The sequence below is a fragment of the Bradyrhizobium altum genome, from assembly GCF_020889705.1.
Lineage (GTDB): Bacteria > Pseudomonadota > Alphaproteobacteria > Rhizobiales > Xanthobacteraceae > Bradyrhizobium > Bradyrhizobium altum.
Window position 1 is genome coordinate 1 of record NZ_JACMYP010000112.1, and the last position, 20,005, is coordinate 20,005.

General features: G+C 65.3%; 18 protein-coding genes and 2 pseudogenes. 7 read left to right on the forward strand and 13 right to left on the reverse strand.

The genetic code is table 11. The features are described 5' to 3' along the window. A pseudogene (locus H8B02_RS24940) lies at positions 1-483 on the reverse strand (bifunctional proline dehydrogenase/L-glutamate gamma-semialdehyde dehydrogenase); the annotation flags it as partial. Positions 484-618: 135 nt separating this feature from the next. Here H8B02_RS24940 and H8B02_RS24945 point away from each other — a divergent pair. Continuing rightward, positions 619-1,083 carry an Lrp/AsnC ligand binding domain-containing protein gene (locus H8B02_RS24945; protein ID WP_229168728.1) on the forward strand — a complete coding sequence of 155 codons (465 nt, stop codon included), beginning with the start codon at positions 619-621 and terminating at the stop codon, positions 1,081-1,083. Between the two features lie 175 nt (positions 1,084-1,258). Beyond that, a complete protein-coding gene (locus tag H8B02_RS24950; RefSeq protein WP_229168729.1) occupies positions 1,259-1,825 on the forward strand; it encodes a hypothetical protein in 567 nt (188 codons plus the stop codon). 315 nt (positions 1,826-2,140) lie between these two features. Here H8B02_RS24950 and H8B02_RS24955 read toward each other — a convergent pair whose 3' ends face one another. The 5 genes and pseudogenes from H8B02_RS24955 to H8B02_RS24975 all read right to left on the reverse strand — a co-directional run bounded on the left by H8B02_RS24955 (position 2,141) and on the right by H8B02_RS24975 (position 6,494). Continuing rightward, complete coding sequence (locus H8B02_RS24955) at positions 2,141-2,341, reverse strand: cold-shock protein (RefSeq protein WP_163149424.1); 201 nt, start codon at positions 2,339-2,341, stop codon at positions 2,141-2,143. Between the two features lie 285 nt (positions 2,342-2,626). Next, a pseudogene (sorB, locus tag H8B02_RS24960) lies at positions 2,627-2,937 on the reverse strand (SorB family sulfite dehydrogenase c-type cytochrome subunit). An 11-nt stretch (positions 2,938-2,948) separates the two neighbouring features. Beyond that, positions 2,949-4,148 (reverse strand): SorA family sulfite dehydrogenase catalytic subunit, encoded by a 1,200-nt coding sequence (gene sorA / locus H8B02_RS24965; protein WP_229168709.1) that lies wholly within the window; start codon positions 4,146-4,148, stop codon positions 2,949-2,951. A gap of 210 nt (positions 4,149-4,358) precedes the next feature. Then, complete coding sequence (locus H8B02_RS24970; RefSeq protein WP_176529489.1) at positions 4,359-4,586, reverse strand: hypothetical protein; 228 nt, start codon at positions 4,584-4,586, stop codon at positions 4,359-4,361. 162 nt (positions 4,587-4,748) lie between these two features. Then, positions 4,749-6,494 carry an adenylate/guanylate cyclase domain-containing protein gene (locus H8B02_RS24975; RefSeq protein ID WP_376711709.1) on the reverse strand — a complete coding sequence of 582 codons (1,746 nt, stop codon included), beginning with the start codon at positions 6,492-6,494 and terminating at the stop codon, positions 4,749-4,751. A gap of 217 nt (positions 6,495-6,711) precedes the next feature. Between H8B02_RS24975 and H8B02_RS24980 the strand changes: the two genes are divergently transcribed. Next, positions 6,712-8,247: a glycosyltransferase family 39 protein gene (locus H8B02_RS24980; RefSeq protein WP_229168730.1), complete on the forward strand. Its 1,536-nt coding sequence runs from the start codon at positions 6,712-6,714 to the stop codon at positions 8,245-8,247. A 141-nt stretch (positions 8,248-8,388) separates the two neighbouring features. On the opposite strand, the gene H8B02_RS24985 is transcribed toward H8B02_RS24980, so the two are convergent. After that, positions 8,389-9,420 (reverse strand): YcjF family protein, encoded by a 1,032-nt coding sequence (locus H8B02_RS24985; RefSeq protein WP_229168711.1) that lies wholly within the window; start codon positions 9,418-9,420, stop codon positions 8,389-8,391. After that, complete coding sequence (locus tag H8B02_RS24990; RefSeq protein WP_229168712.1) at positions 9,417-10,880, reverse strand: YcjX family GTP-binding protein; 1,464 nt, start codon at positions 10,878-10,880, stop codon at positions 9,417-9,419. The genes H8B02_RS24985 and H8B02_RS24990 overlap by 4 nt, the downstream gene beginning before the upstream one ends. A gap of 181 nt (positions 10,881-11,061) precedes the next feature. Between H8B02_RS24990 and trhA the strand changes: the two genes are divergently transcribed. Beyond that, the gene (trhA, locus tag H8B02_RS24995) at positions 11,062-11,754 is read left to right on the forward strand and encodes a PAQR family membrane homeostasis protein TrhA (RefSeq protein ID WP_229168713.1); all 693 of its coding nucleotides are present in this window, start codon (positions 11,062-11,064) and stop codon (positions 11,752-11,754) included. A 222-nt stretch (positions 11,755-11,976) separates the two neighbouring features. Further along, positions 11,977-12,771: an SDR family oxidoreductase gene (locus tag H8B02_RS25000; protein ID WP_229168714.1), complete on the forward strand. Its 795-nt coding sequence runs from the start codon at positions 11,977-11,979 to the stop codon at positions 12,769-12,771. A gap of 166 nt (positions 12,772-12,937) precedes the next feature. Here the strand turns inward: H8B02_RS25000 and H8B02_RS25005 are convergent, their stop codons facing one another. Beyond that, positions 12,938-13,558, reverse strand: a complete 621-nt coding sequence (locus tag H8B02_RS25005; protein WP_229168715.1) for a TetR family transcriptional regulator — start codon at positions 13,556-13,558, stop codon at positions 12,938-12,940. Positions 13,559-13,638: 80 nt separating this feature from the next. On the opposite strand from H8B02_RS25005, the gene H8B02_RS25010 reads away from it, so the two are divergent. Beyond that, the gene (locus H8B02_RS25010) at positions 13,639-15,186 is read left to right on the forward strand and encodes a 4-hydroxyphenylacetate 3-hydroxylase family protein (RefSeq protein WP_229168716.1); all 1,548 of its coding nucleotides are present in this window, start codon (positions 13,639-13,641) and stop codon (positions 15,184-15,186) included. Between the two features lie 107 nt (positions 15,187-15,293). Here the strand turns inward: H8B02_RS25010 and mdlC are convergent, their stop codons facing one another. From mdlC to H8B02_RS25030, 4 genes are all read right to left on the reverse strand, one after another. Next, complete coding sequence (gene mdlC, locus H8B02_RS25015) at positions 15,294-16,922, reverse strand: benzoylformate decarboxylase (RefSeq protein WP_229168717.1); 1,629 nt, start codon at positions 16,920-16,922, stop codon at positions 15,294-15,296. 301 nt (positions 16,923-17,223) lie between these two features. Next, complete coding sequence (gene blaBJP / locus H8B02_RS25020) at positions 17,224-18,111, reverse strand: BJP family subclass B3 metallo-beta-lactamase (protein ID WP_229168718.1); 888 nt, start codon at positions 18,109-18,111, stop codon at positions 17,224-17,226. Between the two features lie 125 nt (positions 18,112-18,236). Then, entirely contained in the window at positions 18,237-18,620 is a 384-nt protein-coding gene (locus tag H8B02_RS25025) for a tautomerase family protein (RefSeq protein ID WP_229168719.1), read from the reverse strand. 116 nt (positions 18,621-18,736) lie between these two features. Beyond that, positions 18,737-19,234: a winged helix-turn-helix transcriptional regulator gene (locus tag H8B02_RS25030; RefSeq protein WP_229168731.1), complete on the reverse strand. Its 498-nt coding sequence runs from the start codon at positions 19,232-19,234 to the stop codon at positions 18,737-18,739. A gap of 122 nt (positions 19,235-19,356) precedes the next feature. Here H8B02_RS25030 and H8B02_RS25035 point away from each other — a divergent pair, with 122 nt between their 5' ends. Beyond that, entirely contained in the window at positions 19,357-19,962 is a 606-nt protein-coding gene (locus H8B02_RS25035; RefSeq protein ID WP_229168720.1) for a VOC family protein, read from the forward strand. Positions 19,963-20,005 lie beyond the last annotated feature (43 nt).

A 20,005-nucleotide genomic window follows, 5' to 3' on the forward strand; every position in this document is an offset into this window, starting at 1 on the left:
CTGTCGCGTCGCGGCGCGCACCGCCGGCGCGCCGAGCCGCTTGGTCAGCCGCCCGATCGTGCCTTGCGGCGTCTCGCCGGGCTGGATCACGCGCGCCGACATGCCGAGCGCCCAGGCCGAGGCGTTGACCATGAACGCGCTGGATCTGGTCTCGTGGTTGACGAAGTCGCCCTGGCCGAGCTTGTCCTCGATGAACTGGTCGGCGGTGCGCGCGTCGGGCACCCGCAGCAGCGCCTCCGCCAGCACCATCAGCGCCAGGCCCTCCTTGGTCGACAGCGCAAACTCGCGCAGCATGTCCTCGACCCCGCCGAGCGGATCGTCGTTGGCCCTGATCGCCTCGATCAGGCGCCGCGCGGTGCGGTCGACGCCGGCCTCCTGGTCTGCGCCAAGCCTGGTGTCCTCGCGCAGGCGGCCGGCGATCGCGGTGTCATCGGGGGCGTAGGGCGCGCTGAACGGCGGCGGGAGCGGGGACGGGTCTGGCATGATGGTTCCTTGGCGGTCCTTGGCGATTCCTTGGGGTTGCACCGGAACACCTACGCGCGGTCGCACCGTAGTTCGATAGACAAATTAGCAGATTTGCCTTAGAAAATCTGGATCATTTCAGATATTGCCGTGGATATGACAGAGATAGACAAGATAGACCGCAAAATCCTCTCGATACTGCAAGGGGATGGCCGGATTGCCAATGTGGAACTGGCCGAGAGGATCGGCCTGTCGCCGACCTCGGTCGGCGAGCGGTTGAAGCGGTTGCAGCGTGACGGCTTCGTCGAGGGCTATGGCGCGCGGCTCAATCCGCACCGGCTCGGGCTCGGCCTCCTGGTGTTTGTCGAGGTGCTGCTCGACAAAACCACGCCCGATGTGTTCGAGCGCTTCGCCAAGGCAGTCCAGATCGCGCCGGAAGTGCTGGAGTGTCACATGGTGGCCGGCGGCTTCGACTACCTGGTCAAGGCGCGCGTCGCCAACATGAGCGCCTATCGCAGGTTTCTCGGCGAGACTCTGCTGGCGCTGCCGGGCGTGCGCGAGACGCGAACCTACGCCGTGATGGAGGAAGTCAAGCGCGACGCGCCGCTGCCGGTCGGCTGATGGGCTCCGGATCTGATCCACAGCCATGCGCAGGATGTCTTGGCATCGCGACGCACCCGCGATAATTCTGCCCTCAGTTGGGGGCCGCAATATGGACGATGCCAATCAGCCGATAGGTGCGAAGCGAACCGAGGTTGCCGGCGCGCTATGTGCAGCCGTCTTGTCCCTGTCCGCGATGACGCCGTCCCGCGCGGCGGAGTTCAGCTCCGGCATCATGCAGCTCTATACATCGGTCTCGATCTATCCGCCGTCGGCCTCGGCGATGACGGTGTGCTACGGCTTCGTCTGCCGGCGCCGCGAGATGCTCGACTTCAGCGGAGCCGACCGGGCGGCCCTGACCAGGATCATGGCCACGGGCCGCGCCAACGCCGCCGCCGAACGCGCGGCCGTGCAGAAGGCCGTGATCTGGTTCGACCGCCGGATGGGGCCGATCCTCGGCACTGACAAGCGCGTGGCGAAAGCTGACTTCCGCGCCAACGACGACAAGCACAATTACGATTGCTGGGACACCACGCGCAACACGACCAGCCTGATGCTGGTGATGCAATCGTGGAACCTGTTCAAGTTCCACGACGTCGGGGATCCCCACTATCGCGGGTTTTCGCTGGGACAAACGCCGCACAACACCGCCGTTCTGCTCGAACGCACCACCAAGGTGGAATGGGCCGTCGATCTCTGGCCCCGCGGCTATCTGCAACCGCCTGACGTCATGACCGTCGCCAAATGGGTGACGGAAGATTGAACGCCTGAACGCTCCTGCCGTGCGCGTTCTGTTCACGGCGCAGCATTTTCCGTCACGGCCCGCGGCATGATGGAGAGAGAGATATCCCGCGATTGTCGGTGAGGCTGACGTGCGGCGGGCCACAGCAATCGGGCGGTGCCGGATGTGACGGTCAAATGGCCAATAGCGGCGCGCGATCGACGGCGGCCAAAAAGTTCAACGCCGTGGCGCGCGGGCGTCGTGCCCGCCCCGCCGAACGTCACGTCGTGTGATGTTGGATCGGCCCTCACTCCCGGATCGTGTCCGAGAGTGCGCCGCTGGATCTGGCGCGGTGCGCTAGACCTTGAGGTTCTCGGCTGATGTCTTGCCGCGATTGGCAATTTCTTCGTATTCAACAGACTGACCTTCGTTGAGGCTCTGAAGACCAGCCTTCTGAACTGCTGAAATATGCACGAAAATGTCCTTGCCGCCCGATGCGGGCTGGATGAATCCGTAACCCTTGGTCGGGTTGAACCACTTCACTGTACCTTTGGGCATTCCAGTCGTCTCCGCGGAATCAATCGAAAACAGACCAGTCGGTCCCCGCACAAACCGGCTTGTCCGTACCGCACAGGATAGCAGTTTGAAAAAAGCTGGGTAGATCAAACCACGGTGTGTTTTTGCCCGGAAACAACCTGCTTTGCAGGGTTTTGGTGCCGGATTGCCTGTTTCGTGGTCAATTGATGCGCTGCAAAAAAAGACCGGTTCCACTGAGCCGAATTGGATCAATGGCCCCGCGCGCGAGCTTTCTGCCAGTGCGCGGGGGGATGGATCGGCCGCGTCTCAATAGGTCGCGGAAAGATACTCCACGATCTTGCGACGTCGGCCTGGTCGATCGGCGCGCCGTAGACCTTGATCATCTTGGTCACCTCGGCCTGCCAGAAGTCCTTCTTGAACTTCTCGCCCTGCGGCTGGGTCTTGATGTAGTCGGCCGAGTGGCAGGCGGTGCAATTGTTCTGCACCACGTCGAGGTTGGGACCCGGCTTGAAGGCCGCGGACTCCTCGGGAAGTGTGTAGTTGACGGGCGCGGCGACAGCGCCGCCGATCGACAGCAGGGCGATCGCGGCGAGGGAGGGAAGCAGCTTGCTGGTCATGATGCTTCTCCTCACGCCGCGGTGACGCGCACGGTTTCGACGACGTTGCGCAGATAGCCGGCGGGATTCCACAATGGATCCATCGGCTGGGTGTCGCCGGCATTGTTGGTGGCGCGCACCTTCAGATCCGAGGCGCCGGCCGGGAGCGCGACCTTCAGCTTCCATTCCCGGAAGGCGTATTTGCCGAGATCCTTGCCGAGCTTGGCCGGTGTCCAGCTCTTGCCGCCGTCGGTCGAGACCACGACCTCCTTGATGCCCTTGCCGCCGTCGAAGGCGATGCCGCGCAGCGTGGTGCGGCCGGGCTTCAGCTTGGCGCCGTCGGCGACGCTGGTGATGAACGAGCGCACCGTGAAGCGGTTGATCGGGATCGTCGCCTTTGGCGCGGTGCCGGGCTCGACCGCATTGTTCGGCGTGTCCGGAATCCGGTAGGCGGACTTCATCCAGAAGCCCTCGAAGACGTTGTCGATCACGGTGATCTCGTTGAGGTGCTTGACCCAATAGGTGCCGTAATAGCCGGGCACCACGAGGCGGAGCGGGAAGCCGTTGAGGAACGGCAGATCCTCGCCGTTCATGCCCCAGGCCAGCATCACCTCGCCGTCACGCGCATGGTCGATGTCGAGCGCCTTCACGAAGTCGGGCGTGGTGTCCATCACCGGACCGTCCATGCCATTGAAGGTGACCTGCTTGGCGCCGGCCTGCACGCCGGCCATGTCGAGCACGGTCTTCAGCGGCACGCCGTGCCAGCGTGCACAGCCCATCGCGCCGTTACCGAGCTGACCGCCGGCAACGCGCGGATTGAAGAAGCCGCGGCTGTTGCCGGAGCATTGATTGACGGCGACGAGCTCGACAGCCTTCAGCTTCCGGATCTCCTTCAGCGACAGCTTCACGGGTTTGTCGACCTTGCCCTTGATCTCGAGCGTGAACTTGTCCGGATCGAGATCGTAGGGGACGCCGGCGAGGTGATAGCGGACGAAGAACGCGTTGTTAGGCGTGAGCGGACCGTCGTTGAAGACCGCAAACGGCGTTTCCAGCTGCGGCGGCCGGGCGGTCAGGCCGATCATCGGGCGCTTCTGCGGGTAGCGCACCAGCGGCCGTTCGCCATTGCCGAAGGGCAGCGTCACGGTGTCGAGGGCGAATGCGCCCCTTGATCCCAGCCCCGTCACCAAAGCGGCCAAGCCGGCGCGCTTCATCAAGTCTCGTCGATCGAGCATTCCGCTTCCTCCGAAGCTGTTCTGTCGTGAGCTGGTCATCACCAGGCTCACCTTGCCTTGCGCGCTTTCGCATCATGGAATGCGCACGGCGACAAATGTCGCACCTGACAACCCCAAGTCAATTGAGCTTTCGCAGCGTTGCGTCGCAACAATGAAAAGCCCCGGCCGCATCAGACGACCGGGGCATTTCCATCGAAGTCGAAGGTTCGATCAGTAGCAGACGTTCACGGTGCGATAGCGATAGCCGTAGGGCGTCATCACCAGGCGGGTGACGTAGCAGCCGGAATCGACGAAGCCGACGGAGATGCCCGGGCCGCCCCAGAAGTGATGGTGATACGGATGCCAGAAGAACGGTTTGGCCGAAGCCGAGGTCGGCGCCAGCGCGGCGGCAGCAAGCGTTGCGGCGGTCGCGAGAGCAAGCGTGACTTTGCGAAGCATGGTCGTCTCCTTCAGATGCGCGTTGAACTCTGTCGCGGCGCGGTTGCAGTGTTACCCATCGCCAGTCAGTCGCATCCGGCACCGGGCACGTTCGAGCATCTCTGCTGAACGCAGCTTCGGATGTGCGGCAGGTCACATTCGGTGAAGAGGGAGATGAACCGGTCAGGCCGCGACGGCACGCCGGTCGTCGACCAGCGTGGACAGGACGCGTGTCGCCTCGACGGTGCGCACGGTCATCGGCTCGTTGCGGCCGCGGATCGCGACCTCCTGCGCCGGCAGGGCATCGTCGGCAAGGCCCGCGGTGACCCGCACCTCGTCGGAGATGACCGCCTCGCAGGCCAGCGCTTTCGTCATGTCCTGCAGCCGTGCCGCGACGTTGACGGCATCGCCGAGCGCGGTGAACACCATGTGGTCGCGATAGCCGATGTCGCCGACGATCACCTCGCCGCCATGGATGCCGATGCCGAAGCGGATCGGCTCGCGCAAATCGTGGCTGAGAAACTGGTTCAGCTCGTCGATATTGGCTGCGATCAGCGCCGCCGCGCGCAGCGCCTGGCGGCAGGCCACCCGCCGGTCGGTGGTGAGCCCGAACAGCGCCAGCATGCCGTCGCCGATGAACTGGTTGGGCCGGCCGCCGGCTTCCAGCACCGCCTGCGACACCGCGCCGAGGAAGCGGTTGACGATGAACACGGTGTCGAACGGCAGCCGCTTCTCGGCAAGCTGCGTCGAGCCGCGCATGTCGACGAACATGCTGACGAGATAACGCTCCTGGCCGACCCGCGTCGGATTTGAGGCGTGCGCATTGGCCGACATCGTGTGCGGCAGGAACAGCTGAAAGAAGGCCAGGTCGGTGGTCGGCCGCAACTGGCAGGCCAGCCGGATCGACGGATCGTCGGTGCCGACCCGGTGCAGCACGAAGGCTTCGCGCGGGGAAGGCTCGGGGAGGGCGGCGTGATCGCCGATGATGCGGATGCGGCAGGTCGAGCAGCGCGCACGGCCGCCGCAAACGCTCGCATGCGGCACGTTGTAGCGCAGGCTCGCTTCCAGCACGCTCAATCCCTTCGGCACCCGCAGCGTGCGGCCGTTGCCATAGGACAGCGCGATCATGCCGCCGCGGCGCTCAAGCAGGGCACGCGCGCCCCGCGCCAGCAGCACGAGGCCGAGCAGGGCGAGATAGCCGGATGTCAGGCCACCCGTGATCTTCTCGAGCGTGGCAGCCTGGGCCGCCGTGCCGAGCTTCTGCACCGACAGCTCCTCGCGCCGCCAGTCGGGATCCTGATAGTCCTCCATCGTGGCGCGGCCGCCCTGATAGATGCCGAGCATTGCCAGCGTTGGGATCAGCACCGCTGTGGCCAGCAGGAACGGCGCGGCCCACCGGAAGAACGCGCGCAGCCGCAGCCAGAAATACAGCCCGATGCAGCCATGCACCCAGGCGATCAGCAGCACCGCAAACATCAACCACAGCCGGACCGGCGAGGCGATGAAGAAGGTGTAGAGCTCCTGCGGGTAGAGCTTTTCGTGCCCGTACAGGGTCTGGCCGAGCCGCACGCCGACGATGTGGATGGTGATGAAGACCGGGATGCTCAGGCCGAGCACCAGCTGCAGCGGCTCGATCGCCTTCCAGTGGAACTCGCGGCGCTGGTACAGCGCCCAGATGCCGAGCCCGGTATGCACCAGGCAGGAGCCGTAGAACACGATCGCGATCGGCAGGAACTGCCAGAATTCGGTGTGGTAGTGCACCCCGATCGCCATCGCCTCCGTCGAGATATTGCCGAGTGCGTGGTTGAGGAAATGGCTGATCAGGTAGGCGAACATGATCGCCCCCGTGACCAGGCGAACCTGCCGCTGGCCGACGCCGCGGGCCATTTCCTGCAAATGTTCGCGCGAGGGGGAGGCCATGTGATTCATATCTGCAATTCTAGTGCTTAATTCCCGCGCTGAACACCACCGCGGGTCCGGGCGGGCCGCGGTAGCCGGGCGTGCAGCACGTTGACACTCCGTTAAGAGTCGAACAAAAAGCGCCGTGACGATAACCCGAGCCCAATCCGGAGCCGATAACATCAGCGTCAAGCCGGCCCGTTCGCGCGCGCCGGATTGGCGCGGCGTCATCGCCGTGATCGTCGCCATGACCGCGATGCGGCTGGTCTATGCCCATGCGCTCGATCTGCGCACCGACGAGGCCTATTACTGGACCTGGTCGAAGGAAAACGTGCTGTCCTTCCTCGACCATCCTCCGATGGTCGCCTGGTTCATCCGTTTTGGCACAGCGATCCTCGGCGACACTAATCTTGGCGTCCGCCTCGGTGGCATCGTGGCGATGCTGGCCACCCAGCTCCTGCTCGCCGACATCGTCCGCCGCGTGACATCAAACAACATCCGTGCCGTGATGCTGGCGCTGCTGCTGCCGGAGGCGGCGCTGTATTACGGATTGTTAATGGCGAAGGTCGCGCCCGACACGGCGCTGATCCCGTTTTCGGTTGCGATGCTGTGGTCGCTGATGCGGCTCGCGCAGAGCAATGACGGGCGCTGGTGGCTGGCCGCGGGGCTGTTCGCCGGGCTGTCGCTGCTATCCAAATTCACCGCGATCATGTTCGCGCCGGCGGTGCTCGCGTTTGCGCTGGTGCCGGACTGGCGCTGGCGCTGGCTGCGCAGTCCGTATCCCTACCTCGCCGCGCTGATCGCGATCGTCGTGTTCTCGCCGGTGCTGATCTGGAATGCCGAGCATGACTGGGCCTCGTTCCGCTTCCAGGCGGTGCGCGCCACCGTGGAGCGCGATCTCACGTTCCGTACGCTCGGCGAGTTCGTCGGCATGCAGTTCGGCCTGGTCGGCTTCGTGCTGCTGCCGGTGACGCTGTTCGGGACAGTGCTGACGGCATGGCGCGGCTATGTCAGGCGCGAGCCGGTCGCGATCCTGCTTGCAACCGCGGTGCTGGTGCCGTTCGTCTATTTTCTCTGGAAATCGCTGACCTTGCGGGTCGGCGACACCTGGCCGATGTTCCTGTGGCCGGCCGGCTTTGCGGCGGTCGCCATCAACGTCACGCGGATGCCGTTCGAGGGCTGGTCGGTCGGGCTCATCAAGTCGACCGTCTCCTGGGCGCGGACTGCGATCACATCGGGCATCGTCTTCGTCGTCTGCGTCTTCCTCTATTACATGTTCGCGCCGTGGAATCTGATCGGCCGCACTGATCCGATCGGCACCGAGGCGGGTTACGATTTGGTGGCCGCGCATGCCCTGGCGCAGGTGCAGGCGACCGGCGCGACCTGGGTCGCGACCACGGACTATCGCACCTATGCGATGCTGCGCTGGATGCTGCGCGGGCGGGTGCCGGTCATCGAAATCAATGAGCGCGGCCGCTTCCAGGGCTTTGCCGATCCCGGCATGAACTTGATGAGGGATCACGTCGGCATCTATGTCGGGCGCGAGCCCGAGAACAATCTGCCGCTGTGGAGCGAGACATCGGCGGTGCGCCAGCCGCTGGAGCGCGTGACGCGAAGCTGGCGCGGCATGGTAATGGACACCTATGCGCTGGAGAAGATCAGCGGCTGGACACCCGATCTGTCGCCGCCGCCGGACACCACGTTCTTCCGCTGGCGCGTGCTGGCGATGCGTCTTCCTTCTCCCCTTGTGGGAGAAGGTGGCGCGCATTCGCGCGCCGGATGAGGGGTCTCTCTCCGCGGCTGAGGTGCGCGTGGATGGATACCCCTCACCCAAGCGAGTTCGTGTTGAGCAGCTGAGCTGCCCTCTCCCACAAGGGGAGAGGGCGCAGCAATGGGCGCCGTTCTGCGCGGGAAGGGTGAGGAGTTATTCCTCCTCCTCACGCTTGCGGATCAGGTCCTTCGCCAGATCGGTCAGCGCCGGGCGCGGCAAAGCGTTGAAGGGGAGCGGGCGGGTCACGTCGATCGCGGCGAGGCCGAGGCGGGCGGTCAACAGGCCGTTGAGCATGCCTTCGCCGAGCCGCTGCGAGAGTTTTGCCGCGATGCCGTGGCCGAGCATCTGCTGGATCAGGCTGTCGCTCGCGGCCATGCCGCCGGTGATCGCCAGATGCGCGATGACGTGGCGCAGCAGGCGGATCATGCCGAGCGCGCCGGGCCGGCCGCCATAGAGCCGCGCCAGCTGACGGATCATCCGCAAGCTCGCCACGAACACGAACAGCACGTCGATCATCGCGCGCGGGCTGACCGCGGTGACGACGGAGACGCGCTGCGCGGCCGTCGACACCAGCCGCCGCGCCTCCTCGTCGAGCGGCGTCATCAATTCACGCTCGGCGAGGCGGATCATGTCGGCGCCGTCGATGATGTCGTCGGTGTGGCTCTGCAACGCGCTGCGGGCGCGGGCGAGCTGCGGGGTCTGGTGCGCGAGCTTGAGCAGGTCGGCGACAACAGCCCGGCTCGCGGCGCGGTCGTCGCTGATCAGCACTTCGGCGGCGCGCAGATGCAGCTTCTCGATGGTCGCCAGCCGCGCCAGGCCGACCAGCTCGCGCGTGGTCACGACGGCCAGCGCCACCGTGGCGATGACCGCGAGCCCGAGCCCGAGGACGCCGAGGCCCTCGTTGCGCGCGAACAGATCCTCGACCAGGTTGATCACGCCAAGCCCGGTGCCGAGCACCACAAGGCCCGCGACCGAACTCCAGAACAGCGTGCCCCAGCGGAAGCCGCGGCGCGCCGGCAGCAGCGGCGTGTCAACCGGCACCGGAAGCTGCGCGGGCTCGGCCTCGGGCACGATCTGGATGGTGCCGCGGCTGAGGCGGCCGCTGTCGTCCGGATCCATCACGACCACGCCGGGATCGTCGAGCTTGAACGTCGCCGGCCGCCGCGGGGGCGTCTTCTCGTTCATTGCAGTTTGTCTCCGATCAGGAACTGGAGGGCGCGGTCAAGGCGGATGTGAGGCAGCGCCGGCTCCGCATCGCCGTTTCGTTCCAGCTTCGGCGGGCGGAAGCGCAGGAAACGATAATCGGCGGTATCCGCGCCGGCATTCGAGAGGCCGCGGAATCCGCCGTTGAACAGCTCCTCCGGATTGTCGGGCAGGTCGCCCGGAAAGGTCGCAACTTCAGTTTCGCCGTCAAGTGTCCCGCCATTGGCGACCTCGCCCTGCGCTGGCGTGCCGAGGATCGACGGCAGCCGGTCGCGGCCGCGCTGAACCTGCGCCTCGCGTGTGGCGCGCACCGCGGCGAGCGCCACGACGTCGATGGCGGCGCCGGCATATTCGGCGCGCTCGGTGGCCCTGGCCACGATCCGCCGCAGCACGGCTTCCAGCCGGTCGTGGCTCTGGTGATGCAGATGGTCGGCCTTGGTCGCCGCGAACAGGATGCGGTCGATGCGCGGCCGGAACAGCGCGCTCATGATCGTGCTGCGGCCGATCCGGAAGCAGTCGAGGATGCCGGCAAGCGCCGCCTCGAGATCGTGCAGCGCCTCCGGGCCGGCGTTGAATGCGGCGAGCGCATCGGCCAGCACGATCTGGCGGTCGAGCCGCGCGAAGTGATCGCGGAAGAACGGCCGCACCACGACGTCCTTGTAGGCCTCGTAGCGCCGCCGCATCATTGCCCATAGCGAGCCATCGGGCGCGCTGCCGTCCACGGGCACGTCGAGCGGCGCAAAGGTCAGCGCCGGCGTATCGGCGAGGTTGCCCGGCATCAGGAAGCGCCCGGGCGGCAGCAAGCTCATCGCGAAACGCTCGTCGCGGCAGGCGCGCAGATAATCGGTGAACAATCTTGCTTCGGTGCGCGCGGCCTGCTCGTCCTCTTTGGCCTCAGGCTTCAGCGTTGCGAGATGGGCGTGCCATGGCGCCGCCAGTTTTGCGCGCAACGGCTCGCGCGACAATGCAAGGCTCTCCGCCGACCATTGCTCGTAGCTCTTGTTCAGGAGCGGCAGGTCGAGCAGCCACTCGCCGGGGTAGTCGACGATGTCGAGGGTCAGCGTGCGGTCCGCGCCATTTTGCCGCTGATACTCGATCACGAGGCGAAGCTCGGAGATGTCGGTGGTCGAGCTCGGCCAGGTCCGCTCCTCGATCAGAGTGCGGACATGGTTCTCGTAGGCGAAGCGCGGCACCGCATCGTCGGGCTGCGGGGCGAGATAGGCGCGCGCGATCCGCCCCGAGGTATAGGCCTCGAACACCGGGAAGCGGCCGGCACGGGTCAGGCCGTGGACCAGCGCGGTGATGAACACGGTCTTGCCGGCGCGCGACAGGCCGGTGACGCCGAGCCGCACCGTCGGCTTGAAAAGGCCCTCGCTATAGTCGAGCAGCGCCCGCGCCGACAGACGCGCTTCCTCGACGATATCAGAGAAGCGGGGGGGCATGGAGGGTTAACGAAAAGACCCGGCAGGAGGAGCCAAAAAAGGCGGGCGACCACCCGCAAGGTGGCGATTATCGGGCCAAAATCAAGCTTCACATTTCCGGCGCCTTTGCGGGCGAGGGATTGCAGGGGGATTGAACGCGTCACGCCACCCCATTGTCAAATCGGCACACCGGAAAGCCTGCATGACGGTCTTTCGCCTGAAGCAAATCTCGACCTCGATCCACGCGGCCGGCGCCGCTCTGTGGAACTACGACCGTGCCGAGCTGATCGCCGACGGTGTCGTCCATCTCGTCGGTGTCTGTTTCGGGCTGGTTGCCGCCACCGCGCTGATCGTGCTGACCGCGGTCTATGCCGGCCCGTTCGATATTGCCGTGGTCTCGGTCTATGTCGCGGGCCTGCTCGCGATGCTGACGCTGTCGGCGACCTATAATCTCTGGCCGGTGTCGCGCGCCAAATGGGTGCTGCGGCGCTTCGATCACTCCGCGATCTATTTGTTGATCGCCGCGACCTACACGCCGTTCATCGTGGAACTGAAGGACAGCACTTTCGCGATCGCGCTGCTGGTCGGCGTGTGGTGTGTCGCGATCGTCGGGATCTGGCTGAAGCTCGCCTATCCCGGCCGCTTCGACCGGCTCTCGGTCGGGCTTTATCTTGCGATGGGCTGGAGCGGCATCATGCTCTACGACGCCGTCGTCAAGGCGCTGCCGGCGAAGGCGCTCGGCTTCGTGCTGGCGGGTGGCATCCTCTACAGCTTCGGGGTGATCTTCCACTCCTGGCGGCGGCTGCGCTTCCAGAATGCGATCTGGCACGGCTTCGTGCTGCTCGGGGCCGCCTGCCACTATACGGCGGTGTTCGACGTCGTGCTGGCGAGCTGAAGTTCTCGCCATCCGCGGCGGATGGGCTATCATAAGCCCCATGGGCCCGTCCTGTTCTCTCCCGTCACCCTGAGGAGCGCGGCACGCACGTCTCGAAGGGTCGACGCCACCAGCCGGGCCGTGCATCCTTCGAGACGCGCTTCGCGCTCCTCAGGATGACGGGATACATAGGGCAGGTGAGCAAAGTGACAGCGTGCAAGCAAAGATATCGGGAGGATAGCCATGCAGGTGGCAGGTAAGGTTGTGGTGGTCACCGGCGGTGGCAATGGCATCGGCAGGGCGCTGTGCGAGGCGTTCCACGCCGCGGGCGCATCCAAGGTCGTGGTGGTCGACCTCGATCATGCGGCGGCCGAGCAGGTCGCGGCCTCGGTCGGCGGCGCCGCGTTCAAATGCGATGTCGGGCAGGAGAAGAACATCCTGCACGTGATCGACGAGACCGAGCGCATGTTCGGCCCGATCGCGCTGTTCTGCTCCAACGCCGGGATCGGCGGCGGCTTCGATCCGCTGTCGAAAAATGCCGGCGGCACCTCGGACGAGCCGTGGTCGCGAAGCTGGGCGATCCATGTGATGGCGCATGTCTATGCCGCCCGGCATCTGGTGCCGCGCATGAAGGCGCGCGGCGGCGGCTACTTCCTCAACACGATCTCGGCCGCGGGCCTGTTGTCGCAGGTCGGCAGCCCGGCCTATTCGACCACCAAGCACGCCGCGGTCGGCTTTGCGGAAAACCTCGCGATCTCGCACCGCGCCGACAACATCAAGGTCTCGATCCTCTGCCCGCAGGGCGTCGACACCAACATGCTGCGCTCGATCCCGAAGGGTCCGCAATCCGGCGACGGCGATCTCACGGCGGAGCAGGTCGCACAGGATGCGCTCAAGGGCATCGAGCAGGAGACCTTCCTGATCCTGCCGCACCCGCAGGTGCTCGGCTACATGCGCAAGAAGACCGAGAACTACGACCGCTGGATCGGCGGCATGGCGAAGATTCAGGCCAAGATGCGGGAAGCGCAGGGGAAGTAACCGAAGGTCATTCCGGGGCGCGAAGCGAACCCGGAATCTTGGGATCCGTAGCCCGGATGGAGCGCAGCGTAATCCGGGTCGAGCGTGCACGCGTGAATCCCGGATTTCGCTCCGCTTCATCCGGGCTACGAAACTTCCGCCGGTGTCATCCTCACGTGAGGTGGCTTCAGTCCCTCGCGAGTTGCGCAATCTTGTCGCGCAGATACGCGTCCATCAAATCGGGCGCGGAGGCGCCGAACATCCTGATGCGGCCGGTGTGCAGCAACAGCAAGAGGCCGGTGGCGTGGGCGAAGCAATCCACCATCACGGTGTTCGCCTTCTGCCTGGACGCGCCGAGCGCCTCGGCGGCTTCCGCGATCGGATGCAGCGCGGCTTCCAGCGCCGCGTTCAGCTCGTGGTCGCGATCATGGCCAAGCCCGGCCGGCTTCATGCCGCCGCGGAACAGATAGAAGCCGAGATCGAGGTCGCGTGGGTGGTCCGCATAATAGCGGAAGAAGCCCATGCCGGCGGCGTGCAGCCTCTGTTTGGCGCTGCGCGTCGTCGCGACCGCCGCGGTGACGGCTTCGCCGAGCGAGGCCAGCGATTGCCGCAGCACCTCGGCATAGATCGCTTCCTTGGAATCGAAGTGGAAGTACAGCGCCGCCGGGGTGTAGCCGGCCCGTGTCGCGATCGCCCGCAGGCTCGCACCCTCGAGCCCTTCTTCCGCGAACACGCTGCGCGCCGCATCGAGGATCAACTCCCGCTTGTGGCGGCTGACCGCTTCCTTCCTGCTCTCGCGCATCTGCATCGGCGAATCCGTTCTTGACTCAATTCAAACAGCGTTAGATAATTTAACGGTGTTAGAAAAAATGAGCAAGGGAGAACGCCATGCTGATGACGGCCGCGGACTACCGGGAGTCCCTGCGCCGCTACAAGCCGCTTGTGTTCGTCAACGGCGCGGCGATAGCGAGCGTTGCCGACGAGCCGCTGCTGGCGCCGGGCGTGGCCGGAGTGGGCGTGACCTACGATTTCGCGCATCGCGCCGAGCACGTGCCGATCATGACGGCGCGGCAGGGCACCTCGGGCAAGACCGTCAACCGCATGCTCCACATCAATGAGAGCTCGCAGGACCTGCTGTACAAGCTCGAAGCGGTGCGGCTGGTGTGCAGGACGTCGGGCTGTGCCCAGCGCTACCTCACCCATGATGCGCTCAATGGCCTCTATCAGGCGACCAAGCTGACCGACGATCGCCACGGCACCGACTACAGCCAGCGCTTCCTCAACTATCTGCACGAGGTGCAGGACCAGGACCTGACGCTCGGCATCGCCATGACCGATGCCAAGGGCGACCGCTCCAAGCGCCCGGGCTCGCAGGCCAATCCGGACGTCTATGTCCACATCAAGGAGCGCCGCCCCGACGGCATCGTGATCCGCGGCACCAAGGCGATCGTCACCGGCGCGCCCTACATGCACGAATTCCTGGTCATGCCCTGCCGCACCCATGTGCCCGATGACAGGGATTTCGCGGTGTGTTGCGCCGTGCCTGTTGATGCGCCCGGCGTCACCATCGTCGCGCGCCCGGCGGGCCGGCCCGGCGATGCATCGGCGAAATTCTCGGCGAAGTATGGCCAGTCGGTCGGCGTCGTGATGTTCGACGACGTGTTCGTGCCGCATGACCGCGTCTTCCTCGCCGGCGAGACCGAGGAGGGCGGCTTCCTCACCACGTCCTACGCCACGCATCACCGCCACTCCTGCATCGGCGCGCGTGCCGGCTTCGGCGATCTGCTGATCGGCGCCGGCGCGCTGATGATCGAGGCCAACGGGCTCGATGCCGAGAAGCACGCCCATATCCGCGAGGCGATGGTCGAGTTGATCACCATCACCGAGAGTTTCTATGCCTGCGGCGTCGCGTCCTCGGTCTATTGCACGAAGGATCCGGCCGGCTCGGTGATGCCCGATGCGGTATTCTCCAACATCGGCAAGCTGCTGCTGGCGACCAAGATCTACGACATGCACCGCGTCGCGCACTACGTCTCCGGCGGGTTGATCGTCGCGCTGCCGGGTCCTGACGAGGACCACAATCCGGAGACGCGCGCCTCGCTCGCTGCTGTCATGGGCGGGCGGCCCGATATTCCGGCGGAGCAGCGCGCCGAGGTGGCGCGGTTGATCGAGGACCTCACGGTGTCGCACGAAGCCGGCTGGTACTCGGTGATCTCGCTGCACGGCGGCGGCTCGCCGGAGGCGATGAAGCGCGAGATCTGGCGCAACTATCCGGTCATGGAGAAGGCCGAGTTGGTCGAGAATCTGCTTGGCCGCGGCCTTGTCGACGAAGGACAGCGGGTGTCGAAGCAGCCCGGCCGCTGCTGCGTCACCGGCTGCGAGGTGCCGACGCCATCGGAGCGGGCGTTGGAGGAGCAACACGTACTCTCGTCGTAGTCTCGTAGGATGGGTAGAGCGAAGCGAAACCCATCAATTTGCATCCGCGGCGCAGATGATGGGTTTCGCTGCGCTCTACCCATCCTACGGATCGGCCTTCTCGCCGCTCACCCCTTCTGCGCGTAGAGCAGCGGCACCGCGGAATCCACCATCACCTCGATCAGGCTGGCGCCGTGATGCGAGAGGGCGCGCTTGTAGGCGCCCGGAAGCTCGGCCGATTTCGTCACCCGCATTGCGTCGCAGCCCATGCCTTCGGCGAGCTTGACGAAATCGATGCCGGGCAGGTCGAGGCCCGGCACGTTGCGCACCTGCATCACCTGGCTGAACGAACGCATCGCGCCGTAGCCGGAATTGTTCATCACAACGACCGTCAGCGGCAGCTTGCGCTGCGCGGCGGTCCACAGCGCCTGGATCGAATACATCGCCGAGCCGTCGCCGATCAGGCAGACCGTGCGCCCCGTGCTGCGGCCGAGCGCCATGCCGACCGCGGCCGGCAGGCTGTAGCCGAGGCCGCCGCTCGCCATGGTGTAGAAACTGTCCTGGCCGCGCATCGGCATTGCCTTCTGCATCAGCGGGCGATGCGACGGCACCTCCTCCACCAGCGCATCGTGCGGTCCCATCGCGGCCGAGAGTGCATGCAGCGCGTATTCGGCAGGGATCGGATCGCCGGCCGCGGGCGCCGGCGGCAGGACGCGGCCCGGCGATGCGGTGCGCCTGGTCTCGGGCAGCATCTCGAGCAGCGCCGTCAGTGCCGGCTTCATGGTCGCGACGATGCTGTGGCCGGTGGGCGTCATCGCGGCGGCATCGGGATCGTCGGTGATCTGGAAGATCGTGGTCGTGCCGTCGAAGATCGCGGCATGGCCCTCGACATGGAAGGTGAACACCGGCGCGCCGACCACGACGACAAGATCGTGATCGCGCAAGGCATCGGAGAGCTGGCCCGGTGCGGCATGCAGGAAGCCGGCAAATTGAGGGTGCCGCTCGGGGAACGAGCAGCGCGCCGAGAACGGGCTGGCCCAGACCGCAGCCTTCGTCTTCTCGGCGACGTCAACCATGAGGCCGACAGCCTCGGCGCGATCGACGGCGGGGCCGACGACGAGGGCGGGGCGCTTGGCCTCGCCGAGCGCGGCCACCAGCGCCTGCATCGCGGCCGCATCGGGGCCGAACTCGCGGCTGATCTGGCGCGCGTCGAGCGGCTGCGTTGCATGCGCCCAGTCGTCGATCGGCACCGAGACGAAGGTCGGCCCGCAGGGCGGCTGCATCGCGACATAATAGGCCCGCGCGATCGCGGCGGGCACGTCCTCGGCGCGCGCCGGCTCGACCGCGAATTTCACGTAAGGCCGCGGGAATTCGGAGGCGCGTTCGGCATAGAGGAACGCCTGCAGCGGCATGATCGAGCGCGCCTGCTGGCCGGCTGTGATCACCAGCGGGGTCTGGTTGCGATAGGCGTTGTAGATGTTGCCGAGCGCGTTGCCGACGCCGGCCGCCGAATGCAGATTGATGAAACCAGCATTGCGCGTCGCCAGCGCATAGCCGTCGGCCATGCCGACGACGGAGGCCTCCTGCAGGCCGAGCACGTAGTCGATGTCGTCGGGCCAGTCGCTCAGGAACGGCAGCTCGGTCGAACCGGGATTGCCGAACACCTTTTTGATGCCCCACGCGCGCAGGAGGCCGAAGGTGGCGTCCTTGACGGTGACGGTCTTGCCTTTGCTGGCGGCGGGTTTGCGCGAGGACATCGGGCGGCTCCCATTACTGTCTTGTTACGTTCCGTCATTGCCCGGAGCAAAAGCGGAAAGGCAATCCACCTCTCGATGGATTGCCTGACGATGTCAAGCCGCCGCACCCATAGTTGCCGCGGCAACGGCTGAAAAACTGCGGCGCGTGTTCCACATCGTCCCCGCGCAAAGCCGTCGCCTTTGTCGCTGGAGGTGCGAGCGGAGCGAGCCTCGAAGGATGCGTGGCCTGAGTGGGGCCGTCGATCCTTCGAGACGCGCTTCGCGCTCCTCAGGATGACGGGATGGTGTTTCGCTGTGCTCCCTAATTGGCCTTCTGCAGCGCAGCAGTCTGCTTGGCGAGCTGCTTGTCGAAATCTTGCTCGAGACCCGCCACATAGCTGGCATTTTCGCCCGGTTTGACGAACGGGTTCGGTGCGCCGTCCTTCATCTGCGCACGCTTGGCCTGCATGTCGTAGACCTCGGGATGCGGCCCGAGCAGCACGTCGACCTTCATCGCCTTGACCTTGGCTAAGGTCGAGCGGTAGTCGTCGACGATGCCGGGATAGGTCGGGCGGCCGACCAGCCGGTTCAGTGCCACCGTTCCGCTGCAGAAGAACAGCACGTTGCGCTGCTGGTTGCCGTCCTTGACTGTCATCTCCCAGCTCGTGCAGCCGGGCGAATGGCCGGGTGTGGTGTGGGCGGTCAACGTCACGTCGCCCAGCGTCACCTTGTCGCCTTCCTTGACGGTGCGGTCGACCTTGACCGGTGCAAAGGCAAGATCGGCGTTGCTCTCGTCGCCCGGATAGTAGCCGCCCTCAAGCAGGGGCTTGTCGCGCTCGCCGGCGATCAGCTGCGCGCCGGTCTCCTGCTTGATCTCGGCAAAGCCGCCGGTGTGGTCAAGGTGGGCGTGGGTGTTGAGGATATATTTGATGTCGGCGACCTTGAAGCCGAGCTTGGCGACGTTGTCCTTGATCATGCCGGTCGACTGCTGCATCGCCGTGTCCATCAAGATCAGGCCTTGCGACGTCTTGATGATATAGACCGCGATCCCGTCAGTGCCCACGTAGTAGATATTGTCGACAAGCTGGAACGGTTCGAATGGCGCGGTCCATTTCTTCATGACAACAGCCATGAAATCCTTGAGGGTCTGTGCTTGCGCACCGGTTGCGATCAGCGCGAGCGCGCACAGCGCGGCTGCGGTCGTCCTCATGGTTGCCTCCCTGTTTGTTCTTGTTCGTGCGGGCGCACTATGCGTGCCGCCAAGGCCGACCGCAAGCGGCGGACGGCAAGCCGGCACGCAGGCGACCGTCCGTCCGGCGCATGCCTGTTCCGCGTTCAGCTCGCGTATTGTGCGATGCCGTTGCCGAACGACCAGTTTTCCTTGGCGACCTCGACCAGGTTGATGAAGATGTCATCCGGGCGTCCCTGCAGCTGGCTCTGGAAATCGTCCACGATCCGCTTGTAGAACGCCTTCTTCATCTCGACCGTACGCCCGGCATTCAGCGTGATCTGGATCAAGATGAGATCGTCGCTGTAATTGTTGCCGAGATAGTTGTCGGCGTAGTTCAGATCGCCGCGGTCGTGCTCGGTGATGATCTGAAACTTGTCATTCTCGGGCACGTTGATCACCTCGCGCATCGCCTTGTAGACGATCTCGCCCAGGGTCTTGCGATACTCGGCGGACTTGCCGCGCTTCAAATCGATACGAACGAATGGCATGGTGGTCTCCGTTTGTTATGCGGGGCTCGGCCATGAGAGACCCGCGTGATGGAAATGGTTCAGCAGTGTGACAGCAATTGCGTTGTCCGCTTCGTCGGCGGCGGCGCCAAAGGGGCTCAGCGGCTTGCCTTGAAGGCGTCCCATCGCGCGTCGCGCTCTTTTTGGTACTTGGGGGTCCGCTCGCCCACCATGTCGGCGCGGCGGACCGGCTCGCCGCAGGACTCGCAGACCGGACCGAGCCCGGCCGGCTTGCCGCAGACGAGATGGGTGTAGTTCATTGCGCGGCCTTCCCGCGGTGACTTGCACCACGTCTCGCCCCAGGCACGTAGCGCCATCAACACCGGAAAGAACGCTTCGCCCTTCTCGGTGAGATGATACGCGTGGCGCAACGGGCGCTTGTTGTAGACGCGCCGCGTCACCAGACCGTCCGCTTCCAGCTTTTTCAGCCGTGCCGTGATCATCTGCGGCGTGCCGCCGGATTGCGCCTGGATCTCCTCGAAGCGATGATTCCGCGCGAACAGTTCGCGCAGAACAAGTACCGTCCAGCGGTCGCCCACAACCGTTTCAGCGCGAGCGACAGGGCAGAGCGTCTGGTCAGCCGTGTTGTCCTTCATTTTGGCCATCACGTTTTCTTCATCAGGCTTGTTACTATGATTTTCATAGTAATATGGCCCGGCATCATCGCAAATGCAATGGGCCGCTGATGGCCCGGTCTGTTATCACCAAGGAGCGAGCCATGACCACCGAACAGGGGCCGACAGCGGCCAAAGTCGATTTGAAGCTCGAAGTCGTCGTCATTCCGGTCTCGGATGTCGACCGCGCCAAGCGCTTCTATCAGGACCTGGGCTGGCGGCTAGATGCCGACTTCGTCAGGCCCGACGGTTCGCGCGCCGTGCAACTGACGCCGCCGGGTTCGCCGACCTCGATCCATCTCGGCTCGGGATCCGCGCTGCCGCGCTTCCTGATCGTCAATGATATCGAAGCGGCGCGCGCCGAGCTGATCGCGCGCGGCGCTGATGTCAGTGAGGTGTTTCACCGCGGCGCGGAAGGCCGCATCAAGGGTCCGGACCCGGAACGGCCGAGCTACGGGGCGCTCGCCACGTTCAACGATCCCGACGGAAACGCCTGGCTGCTGCAGCAGGTGACGCAACGCCTGCCCGGGCGGGTCGACGGCAACAGCACGAATTTCTCCTCATCGGCCGATCTCGCTGCCGCGCTGCGCCGCGCGGCAGCAGCCCATGGCGAGCATGAGAAGCGGACCGGCGGCCACGATGCGAACTGGCCCGATTGGTACGCCGAGTACATGGTCCGCGAACAGGCCGGCAAGCCGCTGCCCGAGTGAACAGAGCGCGTCATTGAAGCAAATCCAACCGGGCGCCTGATGG

What these genes read in the sequence shown, in the direction of transcription:
- H8B02_RS24945 (WP_229168728.1), top strand. Translation starts at nt 619, where the DNA reads ATGACAGAGATAGACAAGATAGACCGCAAAATCCTCTCGATACTGCAA.
- H8B02_RS24950 (WP_229168729.1), top strand. Translation starts at nt 1,259, where the DNA reads ATGACGCCGTCCCGCGCGGCGGAGTTCAGCTCCGGCATCATGCAGCTC.
- H8B02_RS24955 (WP_163149424.1), bottom strand. Translation starts at nt 2,341, where the DNA reads ATGCCCAAAGGTACAGTGAAGTGGTTCAACCCGACCAAGGGTTACGGA.
- sorA (WP_229168709.1), bottom strand. Translation starts at nt 4,148, where the DNA reads ATGCTCGATCGACGAGACTTGATGAAGCGCGCCGGCTTGGCCGCTTTG.
- H8B02_RS24970 (WP_176529489.1), bottom strand. Translation starts at nt 4,586, where the DNA reads ATGCTTCGCAAAGTCACGCTTGCTCTCGCGACCGCCGCAACGCTTGCT.
- H8B02_RS24975 (WP_376711709.1), bottom strand. Translation starts at nt 6,494, where the DNA reads ATGAATCACATGGCCTCCCCCTCGCGCGAACATTTGCAGGAAATGGCC.
- H8B02_RS24980 (WP_229168730.1), top strand. Translation starts at nt 6,712, where the DNA reads ATGACCGCGATGCGGCTGGTCTATGCCCATGCGCTCGATCTGCGCACC.
- H8B02_RS24985 (WP_229168711.1), bottom strand. Translation starts at nt 9,420, where the DNA reads ATGAACGAGAAGACGCCCCCGCGGCGGCCGGCGACGTTCAAGCTCGAC.
- H8B02_RS24990 (WP_229168712.1), bottom strand. Translation starts at nt 10,880, where the DNA reads ATGCCCCCCCGCTTCTCTGATATCGTCGAGGAAGCGCGTCTGTCGGCG.
- trhA (WP_229168713.1), top strand. Translation starts at nt 11,062, where the DNA reads ATGACGGTCTTTCGCCTGAAGCAAATCTCGACCTCGATCCACGCGGCC.
- H8B02_RS25000 (WP_229168714.1), top strand. Translation starts at nt 11,977, where the DNA reads ATGCAGGTGGCAGGTAAGGTTGTGGTGGTCACCGGCGGTGGCAATGGC.
- H8B02_RS25005 (WP_229168715.1), bottom strand. Translation starts at nt 13,558, where the DNA reads ATGCAGATGCGCGAGAGCAGGAAGGAAGCGGTCAGCCGCCACAAGCGG.
- H8B02_RS25010 (WP_229168716.1), top strand. Translation starts at nt 13,639, where the DNA reads ATGCTGATGACGGCCGCGGACTACCGGGAGTCCCTGCGCCGCTACAAG.
- mdlC (WP_229168717.1), bottom strand. Translation starts at nt 16,922, where the DNA reads ATGTCCTCGCGCAAACCCGCCGCCAGCAAAGGCAAGACCGTCACCGTC.
- blaBJP (WP_229168718.1), bottom strand. Translation starts at nt 18,111, where the DNA reads ATGAGGACGACCGCAGCCGCGCTGTGCGCGCTCGCGCTGATCGCAACC.
- H8B02_RS25025 (WP_229168719.1), bottom strand. Translation starts at nt 18,620, where the DNA reads ATGCCATTCGTTCGTATCGATTTGAAGCGCGGCAAGTCCGCCGAGTAT.
- H8B02_RS25030 (WP_229168731.1), bottom strand. Translation starts at nt 19,234, where the DNA reads ATGAAGGACAACACGGCTGACCAGACGCTCTGCCCTGTCGCTCGCGCT.
- H8B02_RS25035 (WP_229168720.1), top strand. Translation starts at nt 19,357, where the DNA reads ATGACCACCGAACAGGGGCCGACAGCGGCCAAAGTCGATTTGAAGCTC.